The following is a 24208-nucleotide window of genomic DNA, read 5'->3' as shown; positions in this document are numbered from 1 at the left end:
CCCCCCGCCTCGGGCTTTGTGTCTCCTGCGCCCCCCCCCCCCGGCCGCGGCCCGCCCCACTGCGCTTTAGCCCCTCTCCCGCTTGCGGGAGAGGGGTTGGGGTGAGGGCAGCTTTGGCCTTTGCCGGTAAAGCCCCTGCCGAGCATGGCTCGGCACTACAGTTTGCTACCTGTAGCCTGCCGCCTGCAGCTCGAACAGCTCCGCATAGCGGCCACCTTCAATCATCAGCTCCTCATGGGTGCCGCTGGCCTCGATGCGGCCGTCGGCCAGCACCAGGATTCGGTCGGCCATGCGTACCGATGAAAAGCGGTGCGAGATCAGCACGGCAGTGCGGTTGTCCGAGAGCTCCTTGAACCGCTGGAACACCTCGAACTCGGCACGCGCATCCAAGGCTGCAGTCGGCTCATCGAGGATCATCACCTGTGCGTCGCGCATATAGGCGCGGGCGATGGCGATCTTCTGCCACTGGCCACCGGACAGGTCCACGCCGGTTTTGAAGCGGCGGCCGATCAACTGGTCGTAGCCAGCGGGCAGGGCGTCGATCACTTCATCGGCCAGCGCGCGCCGCGCCGCATTCTGGATGCGGTCCTTGTCGTACATCGATTCGACCAGGCCGACACCGATGTTCTCGCCTGCGGACAGGTGGTAGCGCACGAAATCCTGGAAGATCACACCCATGTTGGCGCGCAGGTCATCCAGGTCATAGTCGCGCAGATCGCGGCCATCGAGCAGGATGCGGCCCTCGTCCGGGTCGTACAGGCGTGCCAGCAGCTTGACCAGGGTGGTCTTGCCGGCGCCGTTCTCGCCGACCAGCGCAATCACTTCACCCGCCTGCAGGTGGAAACTGAGGTTGCGTACCGCCCAGCGCTCGGCATCGGGGTAGCGGAAGCCGACGTTGTCGAACACGAAGCCTTCGCGGATTGGCCGTGGTATGGCGATGGCATCCGGACGCGAGCGGATCTCCGGTTCGATGGCATAGAACGAGAACAGGTCATCCAGGTACAGCGCCTGCCCTGCGACCTGCGAGAAGCCGGTGAGCAGGCCTTCCAGCAACTGGCGCAGGCGCAGGAAACTGCCGGACAGGAAGGTCAGGTCGCCGATGCTGAAGTCGCCGCGGATGGTGCGCCAGGCGATATAGCCATAGGCAGCGTAATAGCCAAGCGTTCCCAGGGCGGCCAGTAGCGTGCCCCAGATCGCACGTTTGCGGGCCAGTGCGCGGTTGGCCTTGTAGAAGCGTTCGGCCAGCAGCTTGTAGCGATCAATCAGGAAACGGTTGAGGTTGAAGATCTTCACCTCCTTGGCCGTTTCCACGCTGGCGCCTACCTGGCGCAGGTAATCAAGCTGGCGGCGCTCGGGCGTCCAGCTGAAGTTGAGCGAATAGCCCAGCGTGTTGAAGTGCGACTCGCCGATGAAGGCCGGGATCAAGGCAATCGCCAGCAGGGCGATCAGCCATGGGGCGTAGACGATCAGACCGGCGGCAAAACTGATGACGGTGATGGTGTCCTGCACCTGCCCGAATAGTTGGCTCATCAGGCTCATGCGGCCCATGGTCTGGCGGCGGGCACGGTCGAGCTTGTCCTGCAGGTCGGGGTCTTCGAAATCTTCCAGATCGAGCTCGGCGGCGTGCTCCATCAGGCGCACGCTGGTGGCGTTGGTGAACAGCTCGGAAAGCAGCGAATCGGCGTAGTTGATCAGCCGGCCAAGCAGGTCCGAGCCGATCGCGATGGCCAACTCCAGCAACAGCAGCTCAAGCAGGGTATTGAGATGGCCGCTGGAGAACGCCTCTGCCAGCGGCGGCATTGGACCAGCACCAGCCAGGCGCACCGCTTCATCGATGATCAGCTTGCCGACATACAGCATCGCCACCGGCATCAACGCACGGACCAGGCGCAGGCCGAGACTGGCGAGTGTCAGCCAGCGGCTGGTCTGCCACACCTGCCGCAGGAAGGGCGGCAGGTTGCGCATCGCATCCACGCGCTCGCGGAAGCTGGGTTTCTTGGCGGCAGCGGGCTCGGGGTGTGGCATGTGTGGCTCAAGCGGCGAGGTGCGGGTTCAGGTTACCCGCAAATGCACTGCCCTCGGTGCATCAGTGGACTCAACCGTCCTTGCCGAGGTCGATATCGCCCATTTGCGCATCGTCGCGACCATCTGGGTTGTCACGGACAGCCTCGCCGGCGGCACCGAACGAGCGTTTGCCACTGTCGACGTTGAGATGATTGATCACCTTGTGCACGCCTTCGATGGCCGCAACAACGGTCTCGACCTTGTGCTTCGCATCGGTGCTGGGTACATCGCCGGACAGGGTCACCTGACCGTCTTTGACCTGGACCAGCACCTGCGACGTCTCGGATTGTTGACCAAGGGTACGGACGACGTCATCGCCGATCAGGGTGTCGGAGCGTTCTGCGGACATGATTGGGTCCTGTTGAAACGGGACGTCCACGATGGCCGATGTAGTGTGAGTTTGGTGTTACCAGAGGCCCTGGCTTTGCTCCCTCTTGTTGCCGCAAGGGGAGGGCTGGGGCTTCGCTCCCTCCCTTTGCCGTAGGCAAGGGGAGGGCCGGGAAGGGGTGCTCTAACTACGCGGCCCTTCCGGCGGCGGCGGCTCCGACGACTGCAAGGCCACCGGCAGATGCCAACCAAAATGCATCGCCATCATCCGCAGGCCAAAGCACAGCCCAGCACCAACCAAGGCACAAGGCAGCGGCGGCAATCCCAGCCAGTAACCCACCGCAACCACCGCAGCGCCAGCCAAGGCCGCAACCGCATACAACTCGGCCTGCAGCACCAGCGGTACTTGCGCCAACAACACATCACGGGCAATGCCGCCGCCAATGCCGGTCAACATGCCCAGCGCAGCCGCCATTGGCGGATCAATCCCATAGGCCAGTGCCTTCTGCGTACCGGCCACGGCAAACAAGGCCAGCCCCATCGCATCGAACATCCGCACCGGGTACTGCATGCGCTCGATCAGCGGCGCCCAGAAGAAGGTGACGACGCCAGCGGCCAAGGTAATCGCCGGGTAGCGCCAATCGCTGATCGCCGCCACGGGGGTAGCGCCTATCAGCAGGTCGCGGGTGATGCCGCCGGCCAGTGCCGCCGCGAACGACAGCACCAGCACGCCGAAGATATCCAGTCGCCGGCGCACGCCCATCGTTGCCCCGGACAGGGCGAAGACGAAGGTGCCGATGAGGTCGAGGATAAGTACGAGAGTTCCCATGCGCCGTATTGTGCGGTGTGGCGCGGGCCGCGGCCATCAGTCCGGTTCGGGAAAGATGGCCTTCAACTACTAAACAGCTCAGGGCAGCGGCGGCAGCAGGCTCGCGCCCAGCCGGTTCCAGGCGTTGATCACCGCCACGGCCATGCTGAGATCGCTGATGCCCTTGTCATCGAAATGCGGCCTCAACGCGTCGAAAGCAGCCTGCGAGGGCGCGCCGTCTGGCAGCCGGGTCATGGCCTCGGCCCAGCCCAGCGCGGCACGCTCGCGCTCATCGAAGAAGCGGCTCTCATGCCAGGCCGGCAGGGTGTCGAGCTTGCGCGGTTCTATGCCGGCCTTGCGCAGTGCGGTGGCGTGCATGTCCATGCAGTAGCCGCAGCCGTTGATCTGCGATACGCGCAGGAACACCAGCTCCTGCAGTTCGTGCTCGATCGAACTGTCATGCACGGCCTTGCTGGTGGCAAGCAGGCCCTTGAAAGCATCGGCGGCGAGGCGGGCATAGGGCACGCGCGGGAAAGTAGTAGCGGACATCAGGTTTCTCCAAACGGCCACCACGGCCGTCTTTCGTTACAAGGACGCGCCAGCGATGTCGGTCGTGACAAGCAACGGCAACTTTTCCGGATTGAGCATGCTGTACAGGGCGGCGATGCGCCCATCCACCACTTCGATGGTGGTGAACGAGGCCAGCCTGCCTTCGGCAAAACGCAAGATCGCCGGCTCGCCGTTGACGTAGCCAAGCTGTGCGGGCAGCGCGGCGCCACGGCGGGCAATGGCCCAGTACAGGCGACCGATGCGCTCGGCGCCCAGCAGCGGACGAATCGCTGCGGTGACGATGCCGCCACCGTCGGAGAGTTGTGTAGCGTTGGCGTGCAGCAGCGCCTGGATGGCTGGGCTGTCACCGCGCTGTGCGGCCTCCATGAAGCGCTGCAGTAGTTGTCGATGCTGTGCGGGCGCTGGCTGGAAGCGCGGTGCACCGGTCTGCAGGCGCTGTTTGGCCCGGCGTACCAGTTGCCGGCAGTTGGCCTCGCTGTGACCGAGCAGGCTGCCGATCTGGCGGTAGTCGTGGTCGAAGGCCTCCTTCAGCAGGAAGGCGGCGCGTTCATCCGGGCTGAGCTGTTCCAGCAAGGTCAGGAAGGCGAAGGAGACTTCATTGGCGACGGTGTGGATCTGCGCCGGGTCGGCTGCGGTGTCCGCTGCCAGTTCGACCTGCAAAGGTTCCGGCAGCCACGGGCCCACGTAGCGCTGGCGTTCGCGCTTTGCCGCGCGCAGGCGGTCCAGGCTGAGCCGGGTGGTGGCGGTGACGAGCCAGGCCTCGGCGTCACGGATGTCGGCGGTATCGTTGCCGGCCCAGCGCAGCCAGGCGTCCTGCAGGACGTCCTCGGCGTCCGCGCGGCTGCCCAGCATGCGGTAGGCCAGTGCCAGCAGGCGCGGGCGGTGGGTCTGAAAGATGGTTTCGGCGTTCATACGGGCAGGACGGCGCAGGGCGGGCTGGCGTGACAGCGCCACTTTGCCTGAACAAGCCCCGGCTGTTGTGGGAGCGGCGCGAGCCGCGAAGCTGGTGGACGGACAGATGCCCGGCTTCGCGGCTCACGCCGCTCCTACAACCAAGGGCGGGCAGCACTGTGCGGCTCCAAGGCGTAAAATGGGCGGCTGAACCCCCGCCAGCCTTCAGCAAGCGAGCAAGCCCGTGACATCGATCAAGCAGGAAGACCTCATCCAGTCCGTCGCCGACGCACTGCAGTACATCTCGTACTACCACCCGGTCGACTACATCAAGAACCTCTCCGCTGCCTATGAGCGCGAAGAGTCGCCGGCGGCCAAAGAGGCCATCGCGCAGATCCTGATCAACTCGCGCATGTGCGCCGAAGGCCATCGGCCGATCTGCCAGGACACCGGCATCGTCACCGTGTTCTTGGAAATCGGCATGAACGTGCGCTGGGACGACGCCACCATGGGCGTCGAGGACATGGCCAACGAAGGCATCCGCCGCGCCTACGCCTATCCGGATAACAAGCTGCGCGCCTCGGTGCTGGCTGACCCGGCTGGCAAGCGCACCAATACCAAGGACAACACCCCGGGTGTGGTCAACGTCAAGGTGGTGCCGGGCAATACGGTCGATGTGATAGTCGCCGCCAAGGGCGGTGGTTCGGAGGCCAAGAGCAAGTTCGCCATGCTCAATCCATCCGATTCCATTGTTGACTGGGTCCTCAAGACGGTGCCGACCATGGGCGCTGGCTGGTGCCCGCCGGGCATGCTCGGCATCGGCATCGGCGGCACTGCCGAAAAGGCAATGCTGCTGGCCAAGGAATCGCTGATGGAGCCGATCGACATCACCGATCTGCAGGCCCGTGGTGCCTGCAACCGAGCCGAAGAGCTGCGCCTGGAGTTGTACGAGAAGGTCAACGCGCTGGGTATCGGCGCACAGGGCCTGGGTGGCCTGACCACGGTGTTGGACATCAAGGTCAAGGATTTCCCGACCCACGCCGCCAACCTGCCCATCGCGATGATCCCGAACTGCGCCGCTACCCGCCACGCGCACTTCACCCTGGACGGCAGTGGCCCGGTGATGCTGGACCCGCCGTCGCTGGGAGACTGGCCCAAGCTGACCTACGACGCATCCAAGGGCACCCGCGTCGATCTGGACAACATCACCCCGGAAGAAGTGGCTGCGTGGAAGCCGGGCCAGACCCTGCTGCTCAACGGCAAGCTTCTGACCGGCCGCGACGCCGCGCACAAGCGCATGGTTGAGATGCTCAACAAGGGTGAGCAGCTGCCGGTGGACCTGAAGGGCCGCTTCATCTACTACGTCGGCCCGGTTGATCCGGTACGTGACGAAGTGGTTGGCCCGGCCGGCCCGACCACCGCAACCCGCATGGACAAGTTCACCCGCCAGATCCTGGAGCAGACCGGCCTGCTGGGCATGGTCGGCAAGGCCGAGCGCGGCCCGGCTGCAATCGAGGCGATCCGTGACAACAAGTCGGCCTACCTGATGGCGGTTGGTGGCTCGGCCTACCTGGTGTCCAAGGCGATCAAGGCTTCCAAGGTGGTCGGCTTCGCCGACCTGGGCATGGAAGCCATCTACGAGTTCACCGTGCAGGACATGCCGGTGACCGTGGCGGTCGACTCCACCGGCGAATCGGTGCACAAGACCGGTCCGCGCGAATGGCAGGCACGCATCGGCAAGATTCCGGTGATCGTCGAGTAATCGGCAGCTGTCGCTGGTGATGCAAGTACGGCCCGGGCTATGCTCGGGCCGTCGTCGTTTGCAGGGATGGTTCGATGCGCAGGTTCCAATGGATGCTGGCTTTTGTGGTGTTGTCCTTGCTCGCCGCTTGCGCGAGCGGTGGTGGAGGCTGGGGCGACGCGCCTCGCAATGACCCTGCAGCCTGCGTCAGCTATTGCCAAAAAGCGTATGAGCTCTGCAACGCCAATCCTCGCAGCTACGGTGATTGCGGCGAAGCAAACCGTAACAACCAGTGCGACAAGATCACCAATCCCGACCTGCGCGGTGCCTGCCAGACCTCACAGGCGTTCTGCCAGAACCGGTCAGCCGCAGCTGTATGTGGTGAGCGTTTGAACGGCTGCATGAACAGCTGCAACTGAACCAGCCGATAGCTGCGGCGAACCTGTAGTGCCGAGCCACGCTCGGCAGAGGCTTTCCCGGGAAGGCATCAATCAACTTCGCGGCTTATGCCGCTCCCACACAAGCACGGCGGCGCGGCATTTACCCCCTCCCTTTGCCGCAGGCAAGGGGAGGGCTGGGGAGGGGTGCTTTTGATCTTTGCTGTTGCTGCAGCGGTTGGTTCATCAGCTTCGCGGCTTACGCAGCTCCTACAAGTGCTGTGTCTGGCCTGGTTAGAATGTGTTTTTCCAGCCGGGTACCCAGCGCATGTCAGTTGTTCTGTACGGATCGCAAAGCACCGCGTCGTTGGTGGTGCATTGGCTTTTGCTTGAACTCGGCATTGAGCATGAGCTGCGCCAGCTGGATTTTGAGCGTGGCGAGCAGAAGTCAGCGGAGTTCCTGGCGATCAATCCTGCCGGGCGCGTGCCTGCGCTGATCATCGAGGGGCAGGTGCTGACCGAGTCTGCTGCCATCGCCATGCAGTTGGCCGATCTGCATCCGCACGCGGGCTTGGCGCCTGCGCTTGGTACGGCCGCGCGTGGCGATTATTACCGTTGGATGTGCTTCTGCGTGTACACCTTGATGCCGGCCTATCGCGCCTGGTTCTATCCGCAGGAGCCTGCGGGTGAGCCGCATGCAGACGAAGTGAAGCAGCGGGCCCGGCTGCAGTTGGAAGCGGCCTGGCAGCAGATGGCCGATCACCTGGGTGCGCATGGCCCCTACGTTCTGGGCGACCAGCTGAGCGTCGTCGATTTCATGTTGACGATGTTGATGCGCTGGAGCCGCAACATGCCGCGTCCCACCGACAGCTGGCCGGTGCTGGCTGCGCATGCGGCGCGGATGAAGGTTCGGCCGGCGTTTGCCGAGGTTTATCGGCGCGAGGGGATCAACGATTGGTTGTGAGTGCGGTGACGCGAAGCTGCAGGCGACTGTGGCTTCGCGGCTTACGCCGCTCCTGCAAGAGCCGGGGCGGATCGCTCAGTCGACGTGATCCTCGAACTTGCGTCCGCCTTGGAACGGCATCAGGTGTTGCTTGATGATGCCGTTCGGTACGGTTTCCAGCTTCATCACGCCGTACTCCTGCGGCCATTGGGCTTGATCGCGCGGTAGCTTGAAGGTGCCCATCAACATGTCCACCAGCGGCAGATGGATGGCGTAATTGACGTCCACATATTCCTGCTGCCGGGCGTGGTGCCAGTGGTGGTAGCGCGGTAGTACCAGCAGGTATTCCAGCCAACCGAAGCGGATGCCGAGATTGGCATGTGCCAGCACCGCCTGCAGGCCGACCAGGATCACGTAGGCATTCACCGCCGAAGTCGAGAAGCCGAGGATCAGCAGCGGCAGCAGCACCGCGCTGCGGGTCAGTACGATCTCGACAAAATGCACCCGCGAGCCGGCCAGCCAATCCATGTGCCGGCTGGAGTGGTGCACGGCGTGGAAGCGCCAGAGCCAGGGGATGTTGTGATACGCGCGGTGCAGCAGTGCCTGTGCCATGTCGGCGACGAAGACCGCGATCAGGAACTGCGCCCACACTGGCAGTGACTGGATGGCGGCCTTCAAAGAGGGGAAGGCCGCCAGCCCGGCGATGGTCGAGGTGGAAGCAGTCACCAGGATCAGGATGAACTGCACCAGCACGTGGCTCATGAAGAAATACGCCACATCGGTGCGCCAGCCGGGACGCAACGGCGAAAGCGCGCGCTTGCCCAGGTAGCGTTCCAGCGGCACGAACACCAGTGCCGAGAAAAACAGCGACAGCACGAACCAATCCAGGCCCAGCGAGTAAGGGGTCTTGCCGATGGCATCGAACTGCACGTTGGTGCCGCCAAGCAATACCGCCACGGTTGCCGTGCCCACGCCCAGGGTGGCGATACGCTTGTTGCGATCGCGCAGGATTGCAACCGTGCCCATGATGAAAGCCGCTGCCAAACCCACCAGCAGCAGATGGCGGGCAAACTGCTCGTTGTAGACCGCTCGGAACTCGCGGCTGGTCAGCAGTTCGGGGAAATGGAAGCAGGCGACCGCCAGCAGGCTCAATACGCCGAGTAGCGCGGAGCTGTAGGCAAAGAATGAGCGGTGGGTACGGGCCATTGCGGACTTCCTGTCTTTGATCGAGCGATTCTGCCCGTGTCTGCTGAACGGGGGAAGTGGTACGGGAGCCAGTGAAGGCCTGCTTCACGCTGGCTGCGCACGTATGCCGGTAGCTTGATCTGCATCAGGCGCAGGCACGCCATGTGCTTGTAAGGTGGCCTTTCCGGGAATGATCTGGGGTGGATGGATGAGTGGATTGACGGTTCCGGTGAGCGCGACTGATCACATCCAGGGCAATCTGGATGCTGCAGTCGTATTGGTTGAGTACGCGGACTACCAGTGCCCGTATTGCGGCGAGGCGTTCTCCTTGGTCAAGCGCCTGCAGCAGCGCTTTGGCGATGGGCTGTGCCTGGTGTTCCGCAACTTCCCGTTGGTGCAGGCGCACCCACAGGCCTTGCCTGCAGCGATCACCGCCGAGTACGCCGCCGCCCACGGCAAGTTCTGGGAGGCGCATGACGCCTTGTTCCGCAGCCAGCAGCAGCTGGGTGAGGTGGTCTACCGTGAGTTGATGCGTGAGTTGGGCTTGCCGGAAGAAGGCCTGGCTGCAGCAATGGATGACAACAACCATCTGCTGCGTATCCAGCGTGATATTGAAAGTGGCATGCGCAGCGGCGTCACAGGCACGCCGGCCTTCTTCATCAATGGCGAATTGTTCCAGCCCAGGCAAAGCTTCGAAGAGCTCTACGACGCTATCGTCCAGGCCAGCGCGAAGCACAACTGAGGCTGTCCGGCGCAGCCCAATGCGGCGCCAGGGCAGGTGCTGCAGATAACGTGGCTCAGCCGATCAGGCTGAGCACGGTCTCCGGCGGGCGGCACAAGGCCGTGCCCTTGGCGGTACGCACGATGGGGCGGTTGATCAGCGTCGGGTGTTGGCTCATGGCCTCGATCAGTGCGGCCTCGTCGTCGAGTTTGGCGGCCAGTCCCAGTTCGGCGTAGGCCGCCTCCTTGCTGCGCAGCAGGTCCCGGGCCGGCATGCCCATGGCGTCCAACAGCGTGCGCAGCTGTGCGGGCGAAGGTGGGTGATCGAGGTAATTGATCACCTCGACGTCGACACCGGCCTCCTGCAGCAGCGCCAGCGCGCCGCGTGAGTTGGAGCAGCGGTTGTTATGCCAGATGGTCGCTTTCATTGCTTAGAACCACTCCAGCAGCGACACACCGACGCCGATGTAGGTCGCCCGGTGGTTGTAGTCGATCATGCTCTCGCCGTAGCCATCAAATACCTGCACATGGCCGCGCAGCAGTTTGTTGATCGGGAAGCCGTAATCCACCTGCAGCGAACCATGCGCGCGGTCGCCGCTGCGCAGTGAGTGGCGGCCGGTGATGGCCAGCTCGTGGCCGTTGCGGTTGTAGACCAGGGTGGCGTCGCCACGGCCCATGTAGTCTTCGATGTCCGGGTTGTTGTCGTCGCGGCGACCTTCCGGAATGCGGTACCAGGGGCGCAGCATGATGGCCCAGTTCTCACGGTCCAGGCCGACGTTCATCACCACCCGGTTCCAGCTGCGTGAAAGTGGATCGCTGCGGCCATTTGATTGGTGGTTGAGGCTGATGCCGGTCATGCGCCCGTTCCAGCCGAACAGCGAGTAGCCGTTGCGGAAGGTCAGCATCACTTCCGGTTCGTAGTTGGTCTCGCGGAACGGGCGCGACAGCTCACTGTTATAGGCCTGCCAGCGCGAGCTCTGGGTATAACCGACCCAGATGTCACCGTTGTCGCCAAACAGGTTCTCGGTGACCTTGGTCTTGAAGCTGAGCTGGAACTTCAGCTCGGTGCTTTCCAGTTCCTCGGCCTGGGTGACGGTGTTGTTTGGGTTGGGCGAGTGCGGCATCTCGTTGGGCTTGCTGCTCCAGAAGGCAGGCAGCAGATACACCGGCTTGTAGGCGCGCAGCTGGAACAAGCCCAACTTGGAGTCCTTGGCCAGCTCCCAGCGGCTGTCGAGCAGGGAGCCACGGCCAGCGTTGGCGGCAGCAGAATCCAGTTCGTCATGCGCGAACAGCTCATTGCGGCGCGGCAGCGGCTCGTCCAGCTCCTTGGCGGTGGCCTTGGCCTCCTTGCGCGCCTGCAGAGCGGCGGCTGCCGCGGCATCGGCGGCACGGGTATCGGTGGCGGTGCGGCCTAGTGCGCTGTCGTAGCAGGCCAAGCGGGTGGCATCGGTCTCAAGCGCGAAGCAGGCCTGCGGTGAGGCCGGCGTCGGCATCGATTCCTGCGCAAGAGCCGAAGCGCTGGCGCCGCTCAGGATGAGCAGCAGGGCTTGGGGAAGAGCTTGTTTTCGCATGGGTTCCATCCGGTCGCGGTGGGGTGGCCGGGCCGGGGCAATCGGGGGAATTGCGCGCCGGCAGCTGTGGCAAGTTGGGGATTGTCGGTGATTCCCAGGTCGAGGTGGCGTTACGACGGCCCTCAGAAGAACCAGGCAATAGCGAACACGCCGACCATGGCGATCGCCAGGCCCAGCTTGAGTGCGACCCCAAGGACGATGCCCAGCCAAGTGCCGAGGCCAACCTTGGTGGCTTGGCCGAGCTGGCGGCCATGCAGGTATTCGCCGCCCAGCGCGCCCAGGAACGGGCCCACAAACAGGCCGATGGGCATGAAGAACAGGCCGACCACCGTGCCGATCGCCGAGCCGATCAGGGCCTGCTTGCTGGCGCCCACCTTCTTGGCACCGGCGATGGTGCAGAGCACATCCACGATGATCGAGATGACGGTCAGTACGCCCAATACCACCAGTGGCAGCCAGCCCACCCGGTCGAATCCATCGCCCCAGGCCGCCAGTAGCAGGCCGACGAAGACCAGCGGTACCCCCGGCAGCGCCGGCAGGATGATGCCGGCTATGCCGACCAGGACCAGCAGGGCGCCGACCAGATAGAAGATGAATGAATAGTCCATGGTTACTCTGAGGGGGGTCGTATAGGGGTTGACTTTAATGCATGTGCCGGTGTTGCAATTTATTTAGCCCCGAGTTAAGTTGCAGCCGCTGAGCTTGGCAAGGTCACCGTGAATCGTGGCCTGATGGGTAGATCCAAGGATTTGCTGCATCGTTGCACCTCGCTTCCTCCTTGCAACCAGCCGCCTCACCGGGCGTAACCATCAAACGAAAGAGCTACAGGGAGTAAGTCGAGATGTCTGATCGCGAAACCGGTACCGTCAAGTGGTTCAACGACGCCAAGGGCTTCGGCTTCATCAGCCGCGAAAATGGTGAGGACGTGTTTGTGCACTTCCGTGCCATCCAGACCGATGGCTTCAAAAGCCTGAAGGAAGGCCAGAAGGTCACCTTCACCGTTGTGCAGGGCCAGAAGGGCCTGCAGGCTGACGCCGTACAGCCGGCCTGATCCGGCGGCAGTGCAGCCAAAAGAAAGGCCCGCGCAAGCGGGCCTTTCTTCGTCAGCGCTAACGGTAGCGGCTCAGCGGATCACCACACGGCCGTTGACCACGCGCACATAGGTGTTCTCGCGGATCCCGCCCAGGTCCTTCTGGTTGACCACGATCACGCGGCCATCGTCCATGCGCACCTGGATGTCATACGAGTTGCCGGTGACGTTCTGCTGGATCTTGTTGCCGGCCATGGCGCCACCAACGGCGCCTGCGACGGCGGCGATGTTCTGGTTGCCCTTGCTGCCGCCGGTCTTGTCGGAAATCTCATGGCCGGCCACGGCGCCGACGATGCCGCCGAGGATGGCGCCGGTAGCGCTGGGCGCGGTGCGGCCGGAGGCGACGGTATCGATGCGGGTGACGATGCCGCAGTCGGTGCAACGGTTCTGGTTGTAGCCGTTGTTGTTGCCGTAGTTGCCACCATTGTTGTAGCCGCCGTTGTTGTAGCCACCACCGTAACCGGGGGAGGTGGCGCAACCGGCCAGCGCCAGACTGGCAATTGCGCCTACAGCGATCAGTTGGATCTTCATGGTGTTTCTCCTTGCCAGATTGAAAGTGGGTACAGCTGAGTGACCCGCGGCGAAGATCCTGCGGTTTTGCATGTGAATGGAGGGCCAATCACAGGTGAAAACGCAGTTTGTTTATTTAAAATCCTGATGGCATGACTTGCAGTCACTGCCGATTTTTTGCACCGCAGCAGCCAGTGCCGCGCAATCTGCCGGCGGCTTTGCCAGTGCATCGTTCAAGGTGGCGCGATAGCGACTGGCGTGTTGCTGGAAACGCTCGTCATCACGCAGTCCGGGGAAGGCGGTTTCCAGATCGTTGGCCAGTGCGCGCAGGGTCTGCAGGCGCGGGGTGCTGTCGGTGACACTGCAGCGATTCTGTTTCTGGCTCTCGCCCAGCAACTGGGCCTGTTTGGCCATGACCGTCATCAGGCTGTCCGGGAAGTGATCCTGGCGGGCCTGGATGGCGCGCATGCCCATCACGGTGGCAATCACCCCGATCAGCAGGCCGGCGAGCAGGACGAACAGGTAGCGCGAGACTTTGGACGCGGGACGGGTGGGTGCAGGGTCGGACATTGCGTTGGCTCCAGGCTACGTGGCAAAAGGGTTCGACTCCCAGTCATTATGCAGCGGCGCGAGCGAAGCCCATGTCATGGTGCTGTTGGCCGACTCACCGCAGGGCCTGGGCAAGCCGTAAAATGCGCCGATGAAAGAAGAATTGCGTGAGCGCTTTGCCGGTATCGACCGGCTTTACGGGGCCGGCACCATCACCCACCTGAGCGGCTGCAAGGTCGCGGTGGTTGGCATGGGCGGGGTGGGCTCGTGGATCGTGGAGGCGCTGGTGCGCTCGGCGGTCGGCCATTTGAGCCTGATCGATGCCGACGATATCTGCGTCTCCAACACCAATCGGCAGCTACCGGCGATGGCAGGGCAGTATGGCCGCAACAAGGCGCTGGCCATGGCCGAGCGCTGCCGTGCGATCAATCCGGATGTCCAGGTCGAGGCGGTGGAGTCGTTCCTGACCCCGGCCAACATGGCCGAGTTGCTGGACCGTGGTTTTGACCTGGTGATCGATGCCTGCGACAGCTTCCGGGTGAAGGTGGAAACCATTGCCTGGTGCCGCCGCCGCAAGCTGCCGATGATCACCATCGGCGCTGCTGGTGGCCGTACCGATCCAACCCTGGTGCGGGTGCGCGACGTGTCGCGGACCGAGCATGACGCGATGATGGCGCTGATCCGCAAGAAGCTGCGCAGCGAGTTCAACTTCCCCAAGAGCGCAAAGCGCTACTTCGGCGTGCCGGCGGTGTACTCGTTGGAAAACGTGAAGTACCCGCAGGCTGACGGCAGCGTCTGCGGCATCCGCCCGAACCTGGGCCCGGATGAGGCACTGAAGCTGGATTGCGGCGGCGGTCTGGGCGCGGCAACGCATATCACCGGCGCATTTGCGTTCGTGGCAGTGGGCAAGGCCCTGGAAATGCTGTTGAAGAACCGCGCGTAAAGACGAGCGGACTTGTGGGAGCGGCGTTGGTTTGTAGGAGCGGCATAAGCCGCGAAGCTGAGCATCTCTCTGAGCCAGCGTAGGCACGCAGTCCAAGATTGCAGTGATTCTGGAATTTCTGGCGGCGGGGGGCGGTACGAGCTTCGCGGCTTACGCCGCTCCTACAGATTGAACAACCGCTTTGCGTTGGCCGTGGTCTGCGCTGCGATATCCGCCGCAGGCTGCTGGCGTAGTTCGGCGATAGTATCGAGAATCTGCCGCAGCCGCGCCGGCTCATTGCGCTGGCCGCGGATACCCGCATCCGGCTGATCCGGGGCATCGGTTTCCAGCAGCAGGAACTCCAAGGGCATCTGCGTCACCAGGCCGCGCAACCGGTTGGCGCGCGTATAGGTGATGGGACCGCCCAAGCCGATCATGAAGCCCATATCCCATAGCTGCCTGGCCTGCTCTGGACTGCCGGAAAAACTGTGCATCACGCCACTGAGTCCGCCAACCCGGCGGATGCGCAGGATCACTTCATCCAGGGCGCGGCGCGCATGCACGATCAGCGGTAGCTGGAAGTCCCGCGCGACCTCAAGCTGGCCCTGGAAGTACATGCGCTGTGCTGCCGGGTCGAGATCGTCGACAAAGAAATCCAGCCCGCATTCGCCAATGGCGCAAGGCTTTTCGCGTTCCACCCAATCTCGCAGGTGCTGCAGATGCTCGGGACGGTGCTCGACCAAGAACATGGGATGCAGGCCGTAAGCCGGATGCAGCCCGGTGTCTGCAGCGCACACGTCGCGTAACTTGGGCCAACTGGCAGCGGTCACCGCCGGCACGATCTGCATGCCCACGCCAGCAGCGCCGGCGCGGGCGATCACCGCCTCACGGTCGGCGTCGAATTCAGCTGCATCCAGGTGGCAGTGGCTGTCTACCAGCTGCACGGCTCAGCGTTTGCCCGGCAGGATGGGCGGCTCGGCCGGATCCTTGCGCCGTTTCCAGTTGGCCAGCAACATGGTGCTCAGGCCAAACAGGATCTCATCGACAAATGGAATCGGGTCGGGCAGCAGCATGCTGATGACGAACAGCGCACCGGTCAGCTTGAACAGGGTGGGGTAGCGCAGCTTGCGTGCCCATTCCAGGAATGGCGACAACATCATGCTCGACATGGCGTATCCAGATGAAGGGGGATTCAGACTGCCCCGTTGGATCGGGGGTGGCAGGCTGAATATTGCGACGAGTTGAATGATTTCGATAGGGATGTGACAGAAATACCGGGCTTTGTTCAGCTAGCTCGTGCTGGAATTCACCCAAGACAAACGCGGGCAGCCGCACGGAGACAGATCATGAAGAGCACAACCACGACCGTTTTGGTTGCCGCCGGCGCGTTGCTGGTAGGTGGCATCGCCACTGCCGCCTTCATGCAGGGCCGCGACAAGGCCAGCACGGCACCGCTGGTGGAAGGCGCGCGCCCGGTGTTGGACAGCTCGCCACTGGTGGACGATGCCGCTGTTACCGGCAAGGTGGAAACCCCGGCCGAGCCGCAGCTGCAATATGCCGACGTGCTCAAGGTAGCCCCGGTAACCCAGAAGGAGCGTGTCTACGGCACGGTCACCGGCAGTGATCCGATCCGCGAAACCTCCACCTCCAGCACCCCGCATGAAGTCTGCGAGGACGTGGTGGTACAGGAACGCCTGCCCGAGCGTGACGGCAACGTTGGCGGCACCGTTGCCGGCGCGGTCATTGGTGGTCTGCTGGGTAACCAGGTCGGCGGCGGCAACGGCAAGAAGGCAGCCACCGCTGCCGGCGCCGTCGCAGGTGGCTTGATCGGCAACCAGGTCGACAAGCGTCACGTCGGCGGCCGTGTGGTCAACCGCACCGAGCGCCAGTGCCATACCGAACAGCGCACCGCCGAGTCCAGCCGCATCACTGGCTACAACGTCAGCTACCGCAAGCCCGATGGCAGCACCGGCACGATGCGCATGGACAGCCGTCCGGGTGAGCGGGTGTCGCTGGGCAACGCCAACCAGACCATCGGTTACGACGTGACCTACCGTTACGACGGTGCGGAGAAGACCGTGCGCATGCAGGACAAGCCGGCCAGCGATCGCCTGCCGGTTATCGACGGTCAGCTGGTGACGCAGACCGCGGCGATGGCGCCGGCGGCAAATCGCCAGTAACCATCGCAAGCCGTAAACCTGCTCTCTTCAGCAGTTGAGCTACCCGGAATCCGATGCCAGACCTCTGGCATCGGATTTTTTATTGTTTTGTGGGAGCGGCGTAAGCCGCGAAGCCCACACGCTATCAGGGCGCGCGAATACCACTTTTTGGGGGCGAACAGTGTCAGCTTCGTGGTTTACGCCGCTCCCACAAATGGTTACCAGCCGGGTATCGGCGGTTTGACCGGCTGGGGTGGCAGGCGCAAGCTCGGCGTCCTTGTTTACCTGCACACAGGAACCGCGATGAGTGTTTTCGACCTGCGACTGGAAACCGAGCGTCTACTGCTGCGACCACCGGCTGCCGAAGACTTCGAGGCCTTCGCTGCGTTCTGCGCCGATCCCCAGACCATGCAGCATCTCGGCGGCGTGCAACCGCCTTCGGTCGCATGGCGCAGCCTGGCGGCGCTGACCGGTAGCTGGCAGCTGCTCGGCTACTCCATGTTCTCGGTGATCGAGAAAAGCAGCGGGCGCTGGATTGGCCGGGTCGGGCCCTGGCAGCCGCATGGCTGGCCGGGCACGGAAGTGGGCTGGGGAATCGCCTCCGAGTTCTGGGGCCGTGGCTACGCACCGGAGGCGGCGCGGGCCAGTGTCGATTGGGCGTTCGATGCGCTGGGTTGGCAGGAAGTGATCCATACCATTGTGCCGGCCAATACCAGTTCGGTGGCGGTGGCGCAGAAGCTGGGTGCGACCTTGCTGCGGCAGGCGCGATTGCCCGCGCCCGCCGATATCGAGGTGGATGTGTGGGGGCAATCCCGGCACGCGTGGATGGCGCGGCGCTGAGAAATTTTTGCTGCGGTCGCAGCTTTACCGCAGGCCCCTTGATCCGTTCAGATGGATACTGTCGTCTGCCAATCAGCAGCGGGGAGTGGATCAGTGAGTGTTTCGGGTGCTGGGTTGCGGGTGTATGGCATGTCCACGTCGGGCAATTGCCACAAGGTGCGGTTGCTGCTGGAGCAGTTGGGCACACGTTACGACTGGGTCGAGGTGAACAGTGCCGAAGGCCAGACCCGCACCGCGGAGTTCCTCGCGCTCAATCCGAACGGAAAAGTGCCGCTGGTGCAGCGCGCCGATGGTCGGGTGCTGGTCGAATCCAATGCCATCCTGTTCTGGCTGGCCGAAGGCACGCCTTATCTGCCAAGTGATGGATGGCAGCGGGCGCAGGCGCTGTCCTGGATGTTCTTCGAACAGTACAGCCACGAGCCCTACATCGCGGTTGCACGCTTCATCAGCATCTGGACGCCGGCCGATTCACCGCGTCGTGCTGAGCTGCCGCAGCTGCGCGAGCGTGGCCATGACGCCTTGGCGGTGATGGAGCTCCATCTGCAAAACAGCGCGTGGTTCACCGGCGCTGACTACGGCGTGGCCGATATCGCCTTGTTTGCCTATACCGCTGTCGCCGAAGACGGCGGCATTGGCCTGTCTTCCTACCCTGCGATCCAGCGCTGGCTGCAGGCCGTGCAGGCCCAGCCCGGCTTCATGCCGATACTCGCGGGTTGAACCTTCGCATCGATGCTTGATTCCGTCGTCTCACCAGTTTTCTGTGGAGCCTGTCTGCATGTTTGCTCGTGTACCGAATCCCATTCCGGCCCGCATGAAGGGCCTGAACCGCGCTGAGATCTGCGATACCAACTTCATCGAATTCGTCAGCGCGCTGTCGCCTGGCCCAGACCAGGGACCACAGCCTGCTGCGCCGGTGTTGCCCGGTAGTGCATTGGATGCACAAGGCTTCCGCGAGCTGTTCGAGTCGCAGCTGATCAGCCGCCATCTGGACCTGATGGCGCGCGTGCTGCGTGTGCAGAACAAGGTCTTCTACACGATTGGCTCGTCCGGCCACGAAGGCAATGCCATGGTGGCCCGCGCTGCCCGGCATACCGATCCGGCCTTCCTGCACTACCGTTCCGGCGGCTTCATGGCCGAGCGCTTCCGCAAGCTGCCGGGCATGGACCCGGTGATGGACTCGGCGCTGTCGTTCGCGGCCAGCAAGGACGACCCGGCCAGCGGTGGCCGCCACAAGGTGTGGGGCAGCAAGCCTTTGTGGGTGTTGCCACAGACCTCGACGATTGCTTCGCACCTGCCCAAGGCGCTGGGCACGGCGATGGCGATTGAAGCCGGCAAGCGGCTGGGTCATGGGCTGCCGATTCCCGATGACAGCATCACCATCTGCTCGTTCGGCGATGCCTCGGCCAACCACGCCACCGCGCAGACCGCGTTCAATGCGGCAGCCTGGAGCAGTTTCCAGAAATTGCCAGCACCGGTGCTGTTCGTCTGCGAAGACAACGGCATCGGTATCTCGGTGAAGACGCCTGAAGGTTGGATCGCCGAAAGCTTCCGCCACCGGCCGGGCCTGGATTACTTCCATGCTGACGGTCTGGATCTGGTCAACGGTTATGCCGACGTGCAGCGTGCAGTCGAGCATTGCCGGCGCACGCGGCGGCCGACCTTCCTGCACCTGCGCACCACCCGCCTGATGGGCCATGCCGGTACCGATTTCGAGATTGAATGGCGCGCACTGGAGGAGTTGTGCGCGGTCGAAGCGGGCGATCCGCTGCTGCGTTCGGCGCAGGTTGCGGTGGAATCCGGGCTGATGGACAAGGCCGAAGTGCTGGCTCTGTACGAGCAGACTCGCCAGCGCTGCTTCGCCGCCGCCGAGGATGCCGACAAGCGCCCGCGCCTGACCGCGCTGCAGGATGTGATCGCGCCGCTGGCGCCGTATACGCCGGACAAGGTGCAGGCCGAGGCGGCGCGCGCCGATTACAGCGAACGACGCCTGCAGGTGTTCGGCGGCGAGGCTGGCTTGCCGGAGAACCAGCCGGCCAAACACCTTGCTGTGCAGATCAACCAGGCGCTGCACGATCTGTTCGCCAAGTATCCGGAGACCTTGCTGTTCGGCGAGGACGTGGCGCAGAAGGGTGGCGTCTACACCGTCACCAAGGGACTGCAGAAGGCATTCGGCCCGCGTCGGGTGTTCAATACCCTGCTCGACGAAACCATGATCCTGGGCATGGCCCAGGGCTTCGCCAACATGGGCATGCTGCCGCTGCCGGAAATCCAGTACCTGGCCTATCTGCACAACGCCGCCGACCAGGTGCGCGGCGAGGCCTGCTCGTTGCAGTTCTTCTCCAATGACCAGTATCGCAACCCGATGCTGATCCGCATCGCCGGGCTGGGCTATCAGAAAGGCTTTGGCGGGCACTTCCACAACGACAACTCGATCGCTGCCATCCGCGATATCCCCGGGCTGGTAGTTGGCTGCCCATCGCGTGGCGATGATGCCGCGGCAATGCTGCGTACGCTTGCTGCCTTGGCAAAAGTGGACGGGCGGGTATGCGTGTTCCTGGAGCCGATCGCGCTGTACATGACCAAGGACCTGCATGCTGCTGGCGATGGCCAATGGCTGTTCCCGTATCCGGCGCCGGATCAAACACTGGCGCTGGGCGAGGGCAGGGTTTACGGCGAAGGTAATGATGATCTGTTGATCATCAGCTACGGCAACGGTGTGCCGATGGCGCTGCGTGCTGCCAGGACCATCGAGGAACAGCATGGCTGGAAGGTGCGGGTGGTCGATCTGCGCTGGCTGGTGCCGCTCAATGCCGGCTATATCGCCGAGCAGGCCAAGGGCGCGAAGCGCATCATCGTGCTGGACGAAGGCCGGCAGAGTGCTGGTGTGGGCGAGGGCGTGATTACCGCCTTGGTCGAAGCCGGCCAAGGGCAGGTGCCGCTGCGCCGGGTGACTGGCGTGGATACCTATACGCCGCTGGCGGGGGCGGCATTGCTGGTGCTGCCAGGTGATGCCGATGTGGTGGCGGCAGCTGCGGAGTTGGTATGAGCCGCTAGCGCGGCTTGTTTGTAGGAGCGGCGTAAGCCGCTTAGCTGGCAATGCTGAAATCGCAAGCATGCCCGCGACCTGATTGCCCTGTGGCTTCGCGGCTTACGCCGCTCCTACAGCGGCGCTCCCTCCCTTTGGCGCAGCCAAGGGGAGGGTTGGGGAGGGGTTGGCTTTTGGATGCCTGCAGGTACTGCCAGCTTCGCGGCTTACGCCGCTCCCACAATCATCTGAAGCTGTCGTCACCTCATAGACAAACAAAACCCCGCCAAGGCGGGGTTTTGTTTTCATGCATCAACAGCCAGATCAGCTATTGGCTTTCAGCTTGGCCAGACGCAGCCAGGTGTCGACCACGGTGTCCGGGTTCAGCGACACCGACTCGATGCCTTCCTGCATCAGCCATTCGGCCAGATCCGGGTGATCGGACGGGCCCTGGCCGCAGATGCCGACGTACTTGCCCTTGGCGCGAGCGCTCTTGATCGCCATCGACAGCAGCTTCTTGACCGCCGGGTTGCGCTCGTCGAACAGGTGCGCGACGATCGAGGAATCGCGGTCCAGGCCCAGGGTCAGCTGGGTCAGGTCGTTGGAGCCGATCGAGAAGCCGTCGAAGATCTCCAGGAACTCGTCGGCCAGCAGTGCGTTGGACGGCACTTCGCACATCATGATGATCTTCAGGCCGTTCTCGCCCTGCTTCAGGCCATTGGCGGCGAGCACTTCCACCACCTTGCGGCCTTCTTCCAGGGTGCGAACGAACGGGATCATCACCCACAGGTTCTCAAGGCCCATTTCGTTGCGCACGCGCAACACGGCCTGGCATTCCAGTGCGAAGGCCTTGGAGAAGCTCGGGTCGACGTAACGGCTGGCGCCGCGGAAGCCGATCATCGGGTTCTCTTCGTGCGGTTCGTAGTTGTTGCCGCCGATCAGGTTGGCGTACTCGTTGGACTTGAAGTCCGACAGGCGCACGATCACCGGGTTCGGTGCGACCGAAGCGGTCAGGGTGGCGATGCCTTCGGCCAGACGGTCAACATAGAAGCTCACCGGATCTTTGTAGCCGGCAATCTTCTCGTCGATCTTCTTCTTGGTGGCAGCGTCCTGGCGGTCGTATTCCAGCAACGCATTCGGGTGAATGCCGATGTGGCTGGCGATGATCATTTCCAGGCGGGCCAGGCCGATGCCAGCGTTCGGCAGCTGGCCGAAGTCGAAGGCACGTTCCGGGTTGGCCACGTTCATCATGATCTTCAGCGGTGCCGGCGGCATGTTGCCCAGATCGGTGGTGGTGCGGTCAAAGGCCAGCTTGCCAGCGTAGATGAAGCCGGTATCGCCTTCGGCGCAGCTGACGGTCACTTCCTGGCCGTCCTCGATCAGCTGGGTCGCATTGCCCGAGCCGACCACGGCCGGCACGCCCAGCTCACGCGCGATGATCGCGGCGTGGCAGGTGCGGCCACCACGGTTGGTGACGATGGCCGACGCGCGCTTCATCACCGGCTCCCAATCGGGGTCGGTCATGTCGGCGATCAGCACGTCGCCCGGCTGCACGCGGGCCATGTCGTCCAGCGACTTCACCACGCGGGCCACGCCAGCGCCGATCTTGGCGCCAACGGCGCGGCCTTCGGCAATGACTTCACCCTTTTCCTGCAGCGCATAACGCTCGATCTGGGTAGCCTTGGCGCGCGACTTCACGGTTTCCGGGCGCGCCTGGACGATGAACAGCTTGCCGCTGACGCCGTCCTTGGCCCACTCGATATCCATCGGGCGGCCGTAATGCTTTTCGATGACCAGCGCCTGCTTGGACAGTTCCTGCACGTCCTCATCGCTGATCGAGAAGGTATTGCGCACCTCGACCGGGGTGTCTTCAATTTTGACGCGCTCGCCCGGGACGTCCGAATAGACCATGCGGATCGCCTTGGAACCCAACGAGCGGCGCAGGATCGCCGGCTTGCCGGCATGCAGGCTGGGCTTGTAGACGTAGAACTCGTCCGGATTGACCGCGCCCTGCACGACCATTTCGCCCAGGCCGACCGAAGAGGTGACGAACACCACGTCGCGGAAGCCGGACTCGGTGTCCAGGGTGAACAGCACGCCGGAGGAGCCGACGCCCGAGCGGACCATCAGCTGCACGCCCGCGGACAGGAACACGTCTTCGTGCTTGAAGCCGTGGTGGACGCGGTAGGCGATGGCGCGGTCGTTGTACAGCGAGGCGAATACTTCCTTGACCTTGTGCACGACGTCGTCGGCACCGGTCACGTTGAGGAAGGTTTCCTGCTGGCCGGCGAACGAGGCGTCCGGCAGATCTTCGGCGGTTGCCGAGGAGCGCACGGCCACGGCGATGTCACCGCCGCCGTTTTCGGCGCTCAGCTTTTCGTAGGCGGCGCGGATGTCCTGGTCCAGCTGCGGCTGCAGCGGCGCATCGATCACCCAGTTGCGGATTTCCTTGCCGGCAACGGTCAGGGCAGCGACATCTTCCACGTCCAGCGTGGCCAGCTTGTCGAAAATGCGCTTGGACAGGTCGTTATGGGCAATGAAGTCCTTGAACGCTTCGGACGTGGTTGCGTAACCACCGGGGACGGACACCCCCAGACCGGCTAGATTGCCGATCATCTCCCCAAGCGAGGAGTTTTTGCCACCTACGCGGGCCAGATCGGCCAAGCGCAGCTCATGCAACCACAGGATATTCTCGTTCAAGCGCGATGCTCCGTTGAGGCCATCGCCCGTGGCGGGCTTGGGATGGCCACGTCCGTAGGAAGAAGCCAATATGATGCAGTGCACACCGAAGCCGCACAAGCTTGTGACAATACTTTGTCTTGTGCTTGTCTTTTTCGGGACAGGCTAGGCCATCTCGCTTGACCCGTGGTCAGGTTCACACTCTGAAGGGAGCTTTCATGACGGCAATCCGGCCGGTTTTCTATGTTTCTGACGGCACCGGCATCACCGCCGAGACCGTTGGGCACAGTCTCTTGACTCAGTTCAATGGCTTCAGTTTCGTCACCGATCGCATGTCGTTCGTCGACGATGCTGACAAGGCGCTTGAGGCGGCGGCGCGTATCAGGGCCGCCGGGGAGCGCTACCAGGTGCGTCCGATCGTGATCAGCTCCTGTGTCGATTCCAGCCTCGGCTTGATCCTGGAAGAGAGCGGAGCCCTGGTCCTGGATGTCTTTGCCCCATTCATCGGGCCGTTGGAACAGGAGCTGAGCGCGGCCAGGCATTCCAAGGTGGGGCAGGCGCATGGCATGGTGGATTTCGATACCTACCATCGCCGCATCAACGCGATGAATTTTGCGCTGAGCCACGACGATGGCATCGCAGTGAATTACGACGAGGCCGATGTGGTGCTGGTCGCGGTGTCGCGCGCGGGCAAGACCCCGACTTGCATCTATCTGGCGCTGCATTACGGCATTCGCGCGGCCAACTACCCTTTGACCGAGGAAGACCTGGAGCAGGATCGCCTGCCGCCACGCCTGCGTCCGTACCGTAACAAGCTGTTCGGGCTGACCATCGACCCCGAGCGCCTGCAGCAGATCCGCCAGGAGCGCCGCCCCAACTCGCGCTATGCCAGCTTCGAGACCTGCAAGCGGGAAGTCACCGCCGCCGAGACCATGTTCCGCATGGAACGCATCCCGACCTTGAGTACTACCCACACTTCCATCGAAGAGATCTCCAGCAAGGTGCTGAGTACCCTGAGCCTGCAGCGCGAGATGTTCTGAGCCAAGGATCGCCGGTAGTGCCGAGCCATGCTCGGCAGGGGCATTACAGGCAAACCCATGTAGTGCCGAGCCATGCTCGGCAGGGGCATTACAGGCAAACCCATGTAGTACCGAGCCATGCTCGGCAGGGGCATTACAGGCAAACCCATGTAGTGCCGAGCATGGCTCGGCAGCGGCGTGACCGGTAGAGCCTCTGC

25 protein-coding genes are annotated in these 24208 nt (G+C 63.4%); 11 read left to right on the top strand and 14 right to left on the bottom strand.

All coding sequences use genetic code 11. The features are described 5' to 3' along the window. Window positions 1-165: 165 nt before the first annotated feature. The 5 genes from ACVOLS_RS18675 to ACVOLS_RS18655 form a co-directional block, all read right to left on the bottom strand. Window positions 166-2025 carry an ABC transporter ATP-binding protein gene (locus ACVOLS_RS18675; RefSeq protein WP_481546868.1) on the bottom strand — a complete coding sequence of 620 codons (1860 nt, stop codon included), beginning with the start codon at window positions 2023-2025 and terminating at the stop codon, window positions 166-168. 70 nt (window positions 2026-2095) lie between these two features. Further along, a complete protein-coding gene (locus ACVOLS_RS18670; RefSeq protein WP_481546867.1) occupies window positions 2096-2413 on the bottom strand; it encodes a BON domain-containing protein in 318 nt (105 codons plus the stop codon). Between the two features lie 162 nt (window positions 2414-2575). Further along, complete coding sequence (locus ACVOLS_RS18665) at window positions 2576-3220, bottom strand: trimeric intracellular cation channel family protein (protein WP_481546866.1); 645 nt, start codon at window positions 3218-3220, stop codon at window positions 2576-2578. Window positions 3221-3298: 78 nt separating this feature from the next. Then, window positions 3299-3748 carry a carboxymuconolactone decarboxylase family protein gene (locus ACVOLS_RS18660; RefSeq protein WP_481546865.1) on the bottom strand — a complete coding sequence of 150 codons (450 nt, stop codon included), beginning with the start codon at window positions 3746-3748 and terminating at the stop codon, window positions 3299-3301. 36 nt (window positions 3749-3784) lie between these two features. Next, window positions 3785-4681 (bottom strand): RNA polymerase sigma-70 factor, encoded by an 897-nt coding sequence (locus ACVOLS_RS18655; protein ID WP_481546864.1) that lies wholly within the window; start codon window positions 4679-4681, stop codon window positions 3785-3787. Window positions 4682-4904: 223 nt separating this feature from the next. Between ACVOLS_RS18655 and ACVOLS_RS18650 the strand changes: the two genes are divergently transcribed. The 3 genes from ACVOLS_RS18650 to ACVOLS_RS18640 all read left to right on the top strand — a co-directional run bounded on the left by ACVOLS_RS18650 (window position 4905) and on the right by ACVOLS_RS18640 (window position 7742). Beyond that, window positions 4905-6422: a fumarate hydratase gene (locus tag ACVOLS_RS18650; protein WP_481546863.1), complete on the top strand. Its 1518-nt coding sequence runs from the start codon at window positions 4905-4907 to the stop codon at window positions 6420-6422. 92 nt (window positions 6423-6514) lie between these two features. Then, window positions 6515-6820, top strand: a complete 306-nt coding sequence (locus ACVOLS_RS18645) for a hypothetical protein (protein WP_481546862.1) — start codon at window positions 6515-6517, stop codon at window positions 6818-6820. Window positions 6821-7106: 286 nt separating this feature from the next. Beyond that, the gene (locus tag ACVOLS_RS18640; protein ID WP_481546861.1) at window positions 7107-7742 is read left to right on the top strand and encodes a glutathione S-transferase family protein; all 636 of its coding nucleotides are present in this window, start codon (window positions 7107-7109) and stop codon (window positions 7740-7742) included. A gap of 75 nt (window positions 7743-7817) precedes the next feature. Here the strand turns inward: ACVOLS_RS18640 and ACVOLS_RS18635 are convergent, their stop codons facing one another. Next, window positions 7818-8927 (bottom strand): sterol desaturase family protein, encoded by a 1110-nt coding sequence (locus ACVOLS_RS18635; protein WP_481546860.1) that lies wholly within the window; start codon window positions 8925-8927, stop codon window positions 7818-7820. A 208-nt stretch (window positions 8928-9135) separates the two neighbouring features. On the opposite strand from ACVOLS_RS18635, the gene ACVOLS_RS18630 reads away from it, so the two are divergent. Continuing rightward, complete coding sequence (locus ACVOLS_RS18630) at window positions 9136-9648, top strand: DsbA family protein (protein ID WP_481546859.1); 513 nt, start codon at window positions 9136-9138, stop codon at window positions 9646-9648. A 55-nt stretch (window positions 9649-9703) separates the two neighbouring features. On the opposite strand, the gene arsC is transcribed toward ACVOLS_RS18630, so the two are convergent. The 3 genes from arsC to ACVOLS_RS18615 all read right to left on the bottom strand — a co-directional run bounded on the left by arsC (window position 9704) and on the right by ACVOLS_RS18615 (window position 11805). Then, entirely contained in the window at window positions 9704-10054 is a 351-nt protein-coding gene (arsC, locus tag ACVOLS_RS18625; protein WP_481546858.1) for an arsenate reductase (glutaredoxin), read from the bottom strand. 3 nt (window positions 10055-10057) lie between these two features. Then, window positions 10058-11197 carry a phospholipase A gene (locus ACVOLS_RS18620; RefSeq protein ID WP_481546857.1) on the bottom strand — a complete coding sequence of 380 codons (1140 nt, stop codon included), beginning with the start codon at window positions 11195-11197 and terminating at the stop codon, window positions 10058-10060. Window positions 11198-11319: 122 nt separating this feature from the next. Beyond that, window positions 11320-11805 carry a DUF456 domain-containing protein gene (locus ACVOLS_RS18615; protein ID WP_481546856.1) on the bottom strand — a complete coding sequence of 162 codons (486 nt, stop codon included), beginning with the start codon at window positions 11803-11805 and terminating at the stop codon, window positions 11320-11322. Between the two features lie 233 nt (window positions 11806-12038). Between ACVOLS_RS18615 and ACVOLS_RS18610 the strand changes: the two genes are divergently transcribed. After that, a complete protein-coding gene (locus ACVOLS_RS18610) occupies window positions 12039-12248 on the top strand; it encodes a cold-shock protein (RefSeq protein ID WP_282271583.1) in 210 nt (69 codons plus the stop codon). Between the two features lie 72 nt (window positions 12249-12320). On the opposite strand, the gene ACVOLS_RS18605 is transcribed toward ACVOLS_RS18610, so the two are convergent. Together ACVOLS_RS18605 and ACVOLS_RS18600 are read right to left on the bottom strand one after the other, a co-directional pair. After that, the gene (locus ACVOLS_RS18605; RefSeq protein ID WP_481508457.1) at window positions 12321-12818 is read right to left on the bottom strand and encodes a glycine zipper 2TM domain-containing protein; all 498 of its coding nucleotides are present in this window, start codon (window positions 12816-12818) and stop codon (window positions 12321-12323) included. A 111-nt stretch (window positions 12819-12929) separates the two neighbouring features. Continuing rightward, a complete protein-coding gene (locus tag ACVOLS_RS18600) occupies window positions 12930-13367 on the bottom strand; it encodes a cytochrome c (RefSeq protein ID WP_481546855.1) in 438 nt (145 codons plus the stop codon). 130 nt (window positions 13368-13497) lie between these two features. Here ACVOLS_RS18600 and ACVOLS_RS18595 point away from each other — a divergent pair, with 130 nt between their 5' ends. Further along, window positions 13498-14289, top strand: coding sequence for a tRNA threonylcarbamoyladenosine dehydratase (locus ACVOLS_RS18595; protein WP_481546854.1), 792 nt, complete (start codon window positions 13498-13500; stop codon window positions 14287-14289). Window positions 14290-14450: 161 nt separating this feature from the next. Here the strand turns inward: ACVOLS_RS18595 and ACVOLS_RS18590 are convergent, their stop codons facing one another. Together ACVOLS_RS18590 and ACVOLS_RS18585 are read right to left on the bottom strand one after the other, a co-directional pair. Then, window positions 14451-15212 (bottom strand): TatD family hydrolase, encoded by a 762-nt coding sequence (locus tag ACVOLS_RS18590; RefSeq protein ID WP_481546853.1) that lies wholly within the window; start codon window positions 15210-15212, stop codon window positions 14451-14453. Between the two features lie 3 nt (window positions 15213-15215). Beyond that, entirely contained in the window at window positions 15216-15437 is a 222-nt protein-coding gene (locus tag ACVOLS_RS18585) for a DUF6116 family protein (RefSeq protein ID WP_481546852.1), read from the bottom strand. Window positions 15438-15614: 177 nt separating this feature from the next. Here ACVOLS_RS18585 and ACVOLS_RS18580 point away from each other — a divergent pair, with 177 nt between their 5' ends. From ACVOLS_RS18580 to ACVOLS_RS18565, 4 genes are all read left to right on the top strand, one after another. Further along, a complete protein-coding gene (locus ACVOLS_RS18580) occupies window positions 15615-16448 on the top strand; it encodes a glycine zipper 2TM domain-containing protein (RefSeq protein WP_481546851.1) in 834 nt (277 codons plus the stop codon). Between the two features lie 282 nt (window positions 16449-16730). Next, complete coding sequence (locus ACVOLS_RS18575; RefSeq protein ID WP_481546850.1) at window positions 16731-17267, top strand: GNAT family N-acetyltransferase; 537 nt, start codon at window positions 16731-16733, stop codon at window positions 17265-17267. A 93-nt stretch (window positions 17268-17360) separates the two neighbouring features. Beyond that, the gene (locus ACVOLS_RS18570; RefSeq protein WP_481546849.1) at window positions 17361-17984 is read left to right on the top strand and encodes a glutathione S-transferase family protein; all 624 of its coding nucleotides are present in this window, start codon (window positions 17361-17363) and stop codon (window positions 17982-17984) included. 58 nt (window positions 17985-18042) lie between these two features. Beyond that, window positions 18043-20313: a thiamine pyrophosphate-dependent enzyme gene (locus tag ACVOLS_RS18565; RefSeq protein WP_481546848.1), complete on the top strand. Its 2271-nt coding sequence runs from the start codon at window positions 18043-18045 to the stop codon at window positions 20311-20313. A 303-nt stretch (window positions 20314-20616) separates the two neighbouring features. Here the strand turns inward: ACVOLS_RS18565 and ppsA are convergent, their stop codons facing one another. Further along, window positions 20617-22992 carry a phosphoenolpyruvate synthase gene (ppsA, locus tag ACVOLS_RS18560; protein WP_481546847.1) on the bottom strand — a complete coding sequence of 792 codons (2376 nt, stop codon included), beginning with the start codon at window positions 22990-22992 and terminating at the stop codon, window positions 20617-20619. 197 nt (window positions 22993-23189) lie between these two features. Between ppsA and ppsR the strand changes: the two genes are divergently transcribed. After that, entirely contained in the window at window positions 23190-24011 is an 822-nt protein-coding gene (gene ppsR / locus ACVOLS_RS18555; protein ID WP_282272415.1) for a posphoenolpyruvate synthetase regulatory kinase/phosphorylase PpsR, read from the top strand. Window positions 24012-24208 lie beyond the last annotated feature (197 nt).

The organism is Stenotrophomonas sp. STEN038, assembly GCF_056759895.1.
Note: the sequence above shows the minus strand (reverse complement) of the source record. Positions and strands in the feature narration are given on the sequence as shown.